This window comes from Streptomyces sp. URMC 126, from assembly GCF_051386555.1.
Classification (GTDB): domain Bacteria; phylum Actinomycetota; class Actinomycetes; order Streptomycetales; family Streptomycetaceae; genus Streptomyces.
Genome location: NZ_JBPQTX010001147.1, coordinates 1 through 249 on the forward strand (window position 1 = coordinate 1; position 249 = coordinate 249).

Genomic DNA, 249 nt, shown 5'->3' on the forward strand with positions numbered 1-249 from the left:
TACTTGTAGCCGGACGAGTAGGACTTGCTGTCGCGCCGCCACTCGCCGTACAGCGTGATGAGGTCGCCGCCCCAGCCGCCGACGTCACCCGCGCCGACCCGGCGCGGGTTGTCGGTCTGCCACTTGACGAGGTGGGCGTTGGCGGTGGCCAGCAGGTGCTCCGCGCCGATCTCGTAGCCGGTGTACGGGTCGGTGAACTCGTCCCAGACGACCATGCCCTTGTCGTTGGCGTACTTGATGAAGTCCTCG

General features: G+C 67.1%; 1 pseudogene. It reads right to left on the bottom strand.

Annotated elements, in window-relative coordinates:
- Positions 1 to 249 (bottom strand): annotated as a pseudogene (locus ACSNOK_RS35445) (glycoside hydrolase domain-containing protein); the annotation flags it as partial.